Origin of the sequence: Sphingobium sp. LSP13-1-1.1, from assembly GCF_040676415.1 — a bacterium.
In the GTDB taxonomy this organism is placed as follows: domain Bacteria; phylum Pseudomonadota; class Alphaproteobacteria; order Sphingomonadales; family Sphingomonadaceae; genus Sphingobium.
Map to the genome: position 1 here is coordinate 1 of NZ_JBEGHU010000031.1, position 7,035 is coordinate 7,035.

5 protein-coding genes are annotated in these 7,035 nt (G+C 58.2%); all 5 read left to right on the top strand.

Going from position 1 to position 7,035, the window contains the following annotated elements; translation table 11 throughout:
* Window positions 1–55: 55 nt before the first annotated feature.
* A complete protein-coding gene (locus MRBLSP13_RS15170; protein ID WP_363755367.1) occupies window positions 56–2,515 on the top strand; it encodes a TonB-dependent receptor in 2,460 nt (819 codons plus the stop codon).
* A gap of 95 nt (window positions 2,516–2,610) precedes the next feature.
* Window positions 2,611–2,820, top strand: a complete 210-nt coding sequence (locus MRBLSP13_RS15175) for a hypothetical protein (RefSeq protein WP_166666498.1) — start codon at window positions 2,611–2,613, stop codon at window positions 2,818–2,820.
* A gap of 197 nt (window positions 2,821–3,017) precedes the next feature.
* Entirely contained in the window at window positions 3,018–3,866 is an 849-nt protein-coding gene (locus MRBLSP13_RS15180; RefSeq protein WP_363755369.1) for an N-acyl homoserine lactonase family protein, read from the top strand.
* Between the two features lie 155 nt (window positions 3,867–4,021).
* Window positions 4,022–5,359: an MFS transporter gene (locus tag MRBLSP13_RS15185; protein ID WP_363736938.1), complete on the top strand. Its 1,338-nt coding sequence runs from the start codon at window positions 4,022–4,024 to the stop codon at window positions 5,357–5,359.
* Between the two features lie 558 nt (window positions 5,360–5,917).
* Window positions 5,918–6,961: a transketolase family protein gene (locus MRBLSP13_RS15190; RefSeq protein WP_363755371.1), complete on the top strand. Its 1,044-nt coding sequence runs from the start codon at window positions 5,918–5,920 to the stop codon at window positions 6,959–6,961.
* Window positions 6,962–7,035 lie beyond the last annotated feature (74 nt).

Below are 7,035 nucleotides of genomic sequence, written 5' to 3' on the forward strand. Positions count from 1 at the left end.
AAAGGATCTTGCAGGGCTGAGTTGCATATTATTATCGTCATAAAGGGGAATAATAATGAGGAAAGATCTTCGAATCCGGGCAACCTTGCTTTGTGCAGTTGCGGTTGGTGCGCTTGCCAGTCCTGCGCTGGCGCAGGATGCACCGGCCGCCTCTGCCGTGCAGGATCAATCAACTCACGCCGACAAGGGCGGCTCGGCCTTGTCGGGCGAGATCATCGTGACGGCGCAGCGTCGCGAGCAGAGCATCCAGAAGGTGGGCATCGCCATCACCGCCTTTTCCGGCGACCAGTTGCGCGCCCTCAATGTGACTGATTCGCGCGAACTGGCGGGGCTTACGCCGGGCGTGCACCTCGGCGGCGCGCTTGCTGGCCAGAACAGTCAGTACACGATCCGCGGCGTCACCCAGAATGACATCAACGATATCGTCGAGGCGCCGAACGCGGTTTATCTGGACGATGGTTATATCGCGATCGGCCAGGGCCAGACTTTCGCCCTGTTCGACATCGACCGCGTCGAAGTGCTGAAGGGGCCGCAGGGCACGCTGTTCGGCCGCAACGCAACCGGCGGCCTTGTCCGCTACATCACGCGCAAGCCCAATCTGGACAAGGTCGAGGGTTTTGTCGACGTCAATTACGGGCTCTATGACTCCCTGAGCACGCCTGGTGCGTTCCATGGTGAAGCTGCGATCAACCTGCCCATCAGCAGCACGTTGGCGACGCGCTTTGCCGTCATGTGGAACAAGGCTCAGCCCTGGCTGCGCAACGAATATCCGGCGGGCGCGGTCGGCGGTTCGCCTGGTCCGGGCGCCGGCGCCAATATGGGCGATGACGATACGCTCGCAGGACGCATGACCACCTTGTTCCAGCCCAATGACAGTGCCCGCGTGCTGCTGTCCGTCAATGCGGCGAGAACCCGGATGGCAACGGCGCCGTATCAGCAGAAGCCAACGATCGGTGTGTTCGATGCTGCGGGCGAACTGGTGAACGTCCTGAATGCCGGCCCGAACGAAACGCGTGCTTCGATTGCGGCTGACGGTTCAGATGGCGGTTCGGACACCGGCAACACCGGCAGCTTCGGTGCTCCCTTCGGCCGTCCGGTCCCCGGCGGCGACTTCTTCGGCTACAAGGATCCCGATGGCAGCGGCCCTCGCACGTCGAGCGACTTTGCCTTCCGCGATCATGGGCGCGTGAGGACCTGGGGCGTTAACCTCAACGGCGAGTTCGACTTGAGCGACAGCGTCAAGTTGGCGGCGGTGAGCGACTACAAGCATTTCTACAAGATCGGCTTCCTGGATGTTGATGCCGGTCCGGGTAACCAGGCTGGCGGTTATCTGGGCGTTCGTGCTTCCACCTTCAGCCAGGAAGTCCGCCTGTCAGGAAAGAGCGATCTTGTCGATTGGACGACCGGGCTTTACTATCTCCACATCAAGGCCCATTCGCTCGCTGGGCTGAAGTTTCCCATTGGCAGCGTTGTGCCGCAGGCGCCGTTCGATTTGGGAGCAGACGCAACGCTGAAAACCAATTCCTATTCGGCCTTTGGCCAGTTGGACTGGCACATCGCTTCGCGACTGACGTTGATCACCGGAGCGCGCATCATCCAGGAACAGAAGAACCACAACTTCCTCCAGGGAATATGGGGTACCACGGATTCGCGTGAGGCCGCGGTTGGCACACCGATCGTCATTGGCCCGCTATTTGGTCCGAATGGACCCACGCCTTACACGGACAAGTCCAACAAGACGCTCTGGGCAGGCAAGGTCCAGCTCGACTTCCAGGTGAACCCGGACCTGCTCCTCTATGCAGGCGTCAATCGCGGTGTGAAGGCGGGCAGCTATAATGCCGCAGTTCCAGGTGGCATAGCCGTGCCGACAAGCACCATCCCTTACAAGGCGGAAACTCTCACCAACTATGAGAGCGGCATCAAATATACGTTCCCGGACGGCAAGACGCGGTTCAACGCATCCGCATTCTACTATGATTACAAGAACTATCAGGCATTCCTCTTCTCCGGGGTCAGCGGCATAGTCATCAACGCGAACGCGAGAACAATCGGTGGGGAAGCCAGCCTGTTCACCTCGCCTGTGAGGGGCCTCGATGTCGGTCTTTCCGCATCCTACTTTGATGCGAAGGTGAAGGATGTGCCGCTTCGTGCCGGAGGTCCGATCAGTCGCGACGTCCAGCCCGTCTACGCGCCGCCGCTTCAGGGCAGCGCTATCATCCGGTATGAATGGGAAGCCCTTGGCGGCAAGCTGTCGGTTCAGGGTGACGCCAGCTATACCGATCCCTTCTACTACAACCTCCGCAATTTCGACGCGGACAAGTTCGGCAGGACTGTGATGGTCAATGCCGGTCTTGGCTGGTCGAACGACAACTGGGAACTGAACTTCCGCATCAAGAACCTGACCAACGTGCACCAGGGTGTCCAGGGCTTCGACCTCGCGACCCTGTGTGGTTGCAACGAGGTTTCCTACAAGCCGCCCCGCTTCTTCCAGCTCGGCGCGCGCTACAACTTCTGATCGCATTGATTATCATGAAGGCTAACGACAATGCAGTGCGAGCAGCGTCTACGAGCATCCCGGCCGGTCCTCCAGACCCGGTCGGGAGCAGCACGATGATGTCGGCCGTCACGCTGTTTGCCGGGCATTACCCTCTGGACGATATCGCTGCGTCGAATGATGCTGAACCAGAACACCGTGGGTCCGCCGCCTCATACCGGAAAAACTCGACGGCTCCACTCTCGTCTCGCGGCGAGGCCATGCCGTCGAAAGCAATTCAAGCGATCAAGCCGTCAATCCTAGCAAATGAGAACATTCTGCTCTAATGCTGTTTACCGCGTCTCAGGTGCGACTCAACCAGTGACGAGGAAGTTTGTGCCTTATATACTAATTTCCAGACGTGCGTACTATTCTACGACACATCACTAGGAGTTATGCAGTGGTCGGCCCATCGATTATAGGTCTCGATACCAAGCTGGATACTGATTATTCGATTTGGCCTCTAGCGTACTGTCAATCTGACATGCCGATAGATTTTGTTGCCGGGTCTGGTCTGTTCAGTAATGCTGGTACAGTTCGTCTCCCCATGCTTTATACCTTGTTGGTAGGTGGTGAAGTCGGCGGCAAGCAACACGTCGCCTTGGTCGATTGCGGATTTCGCAATGATCATTGGCTGACGAAGTACGCGTTTTCAAGCTGGGAGGAACCGGTCGACGTTCTTGGCAGGGTCGGCTTCAAGCCAGAAGATGTCGAAGCAATCCTCGTGACGCACATGCATTTTGATCACATCGGGAATTTCGAGGCTTTCCCCAATGCCAAGCTGTATATCCAGCTGGACGAGTATCTCGGATGGTCTGACGCAGTGTGCGCCGCTCACCAGATGGAAACCGAGGAAGAAAAGGCCTGGGTCTTTTCTTCGTTCGACCCGCAGGATCTCATCAGAGCCGCACAGGGCATTTCCGAAGGCCGCGTAAAGTTCGTTCGCGGTGATGAGGAGGTGCTGCCCGGCATCACGGCACACCTGGCGAAGGAAAGCCACACCTTCGGCACGCAATGGTTCGAGGTGCAGACGCGCAACGGTCCATTCGCTGTCGTCGGAGACACGGTCTATTGGTATTCGAACATCGAGCGCATGTGGCCTCCGGGCTACGGCCAGGGCAACACTTTCAACCAAATCAAGGCCTATCGCGAAATTCGCGATCTGCTGAAGAACAAATTCGATCACCTCGTTCCAGGTCATGATCCATTGATCTATGAACGTCACTCGTCATGGCTGGCGCCAAGTGGAAATCAGATCGCCGAGGTAAATCTGCGTCACGACGATACGTCGCGGCGCCCAACTGTCTCTGCCCAAAAAATCATCCACACCTAAACGTACAGGCGACCCCCCGTTATTTCCCTACGTCGTCACCGTCATCTTCTTGCCCGCGCCGGGCCGGCGGGAGAGATATCCGATTTAGCTGTGTGGCCTGACGGTGTTATAATGATCCTGCCACCGGACCCGCCTGGGGCAGGCCAGTGTCCCTGATGCTTTCCGGTCAGTGCGATAAACAAAAGGTGGATAGGATAGAGCAGGCAGTGACGATGGCGGATCCGCAGAAAGTCATCTTCCACGACGGCAGCTCACACAAGGACGCTCGCTGGATCACTCTTGCGGGATGCTTTTTAAGTTACTGCTTTGACGCAGTGGATTTCATGATCCTGGCGTTGGCCCTTCCGGCGATCGTAACTGACTTTGGCTTCAGCCTTGGCGAGGCTGGATTGATCGGCACTGCCGGCATGATTGGAGTTGGCCTCAGCAGCTTGCTGCTAGGATGGTACGCGGATAATTACGGCCGCCGACCGGCACTGATTGTTAGCGTGCTGATCTTTGCACTGTTCACCATGGCAATAGCCGTCGCGCGCGGGTGGTGGGACATGCTGCTTCTGCGATTCCTGGCCGGCTTGGGCCTGGGCGGCGTATGGGGAATCGTGTCGGCCCTGATCAACGAAACTTGGCCTCCCCATCTGCGCGCCCGGGCCAGTGCCTTCGTACTCAGTGCCGGGCCCGCCGGATTCGTTCTCGCGGCTTTGTTGGCCCATGCCCTGTTACCGGATTATGGATGGCGGGCGCTTTTCCTTTCAGGAGGAACCGCGCTTTTCGCAATCATATTCGTTGCGCTTTTCGTGCCCGAATCCAGCCAATGGCGGGAAGGGAAGGCACAGCGACAAATGGCCAGCGGTAAACAGACGGTCTCATTGAGCGAGATATTTATCGAAGGTCGGTGGCGTCGCACGGTGCTGGCAACATTAATCGCCGCGTGCGCCCTGACCGGCTATTGGGGTGCGAATACCTGGCTTCCGACCTATCTCGTCAAGGAACGGGGATTGGAACCTGCGGCAATGACGACGTTTCTCATCGTCATGAATATCGGCATGTTCATCGGTTATCAGATATTCGGCTTCGTTGCGGACCGCATTGGTTCCAAAAAGACGATCCTATTCTGCTTCGCTGCAACAACTATCTTGTTGCCGGCGTACGCCTTGATCAGGGATTTGACGCTGCTTTTGTGGTTTGGACCACTCATGGCGATGTTTTTTGCTTATTTCGGGATTTTTGGAGCCTATTTCTCTGCACTGTTCCCGGCGCATATTCGGTCAACCGGAGCTGGATTCTGTTTCAATGTCGGCCGTGGCATCTCCGCGTTTGCTCCTTTTGCGTTGGGAGAAATCGCCACATCCTTCAGCTTGTCAGTCAGCATCGCGCTTTGCGGAGTCTTCTTCCTGCTCGCGGGCCTTCTGATGCCCCTGATGCCAGACCTCAACATGAAAGACGAGGAACAGACAATTGCGCCGCGCAAACCTGTTCTTGCCGAGGAGCCCTAGCTTAGCACGGCACCGGATTTCTCACCGTGCAAGCGCTCATAATGGGAGCCTGCCCACCTTGTTCCCATCAGGGCAGAGATCGAACTCGGCCTGGAAAGCTCGCAACAATATGGCCTGCCGCATCGGGCGGGTGCCGGGACCGGTTAGAGTTGCGGCTATTGTAGTCGCCCTGGTGATCTGACCGAAGCCAGCGCGCGGACCAGCGGGGCGAGCCACGATGCCACGGCGGCCGACAGGAGATAGCGAACGATCCATCGGGGCTGAGGGATGGCCAGGTCACCACGGCGTCATCCGGGACGCAACGGAATGGCTCCACTACCCGCCTGCGGGATGAACTGAGGCGATCATTGCAACCGGCTGCCCGAACAACGGCCTCCGGGGCCGGCCGCCGGAGCCGGCCGCCGGAGCCGGAAACGATCAAGCGGAACGTGCAGTTCAAGCGATCAAGCCGCCAATCCTAACTGCTGCGATCGATGACTCTTATCCTCCGTGCCAGTTAACCCGTTTGGGTCGTGGCTGCCGCGACGGAAATTCGGGTATCGTGAAGGGGATTTGGGCATGACATTTCATGAGGCATCGCGCGCACAATCAGTGAGCAGCACCCATCTGCCTCCCTATCAGATCGAGACCAAGCCCTATGGCAGGGCGCTCGTCGCTCTTGCTGAACAGCGCAGCGAAATCATCTGCCTTGGAGCAGATCTAACCAGACAGACCGAGACCGACCTTTTCCGCGACCAACTGGCCGATCGATTCGTCAATGTAGGCATGGCCGAGGCAAATATGATCGGCATCGCTGGTGGCCTGGCGCGGGCGGGGCACACAGTGTTCGTCAATACATTCGGCGTATTCGCAACCCGGCGCTGCTTCGATCAGCTTGCGATGGCGGTTGCCTATCCTAACCTCAGCGTCGTCATAGCGGGCTTTATGCCAGGTCTATCGAGTCCAGGTGGCCCCAGCCATCAGGCGATCGAGGACATGGCGCTGATGCGCGCTTTGCCCAATATGGCGGTGCTCGATTTGGCCGACGCGAGTGAAATCCGCCAGGCGGTCACGATTGCGGCGGATCGCAAGGGGCCGGTCTACCTGCGCCTCAAGCGTGGAGAGATTCCGCGGATCTTCGACGACAATCATAAGCTGGAATTCGGTCGGGCGCATATACTCAGTGAGGGGTCGGACGTTACCATCGTGGCATCGGGCATGATGGTCCCGGCCGCGCTCGTTGCCGCATCCACGCTGGAGCAGCACGGTCTTTCGGTCGGCGTCGTCAATTCGCCGTCGATCAAGCCGTTGGATAGCGACACCATTTTGAAGGCGGCGCGCGGATCCCGGCTGATCCTGACGGCAGAAAATCATTCGATCATCGGCGGCTTGGGCTCGGCAGTTGCCGAAGCCCTTGCTGAGGCGGGCTTGGCTGTTCCGCTTCGTCGGATTGGGATTGCGGACCGGTTTGCCGAGTCTGGGAGTCGCGAGCATCTTTTTGCGAAATATGATCTCGACATAGCGGCGGTTCTTCGCGCTGTGTGGTCAGGTCTTGGCCTGGAGGGCGATCCGCCCTGTGCGCATTTTGATACGGCGTCTGCCGACGAATACGCACCTGTTTAATTGGACCATTGGAGAGCGACATGTGTAGCCACCCTCAACACATCCATTGTACTCCGGAGATGCTGCCGGAGGAA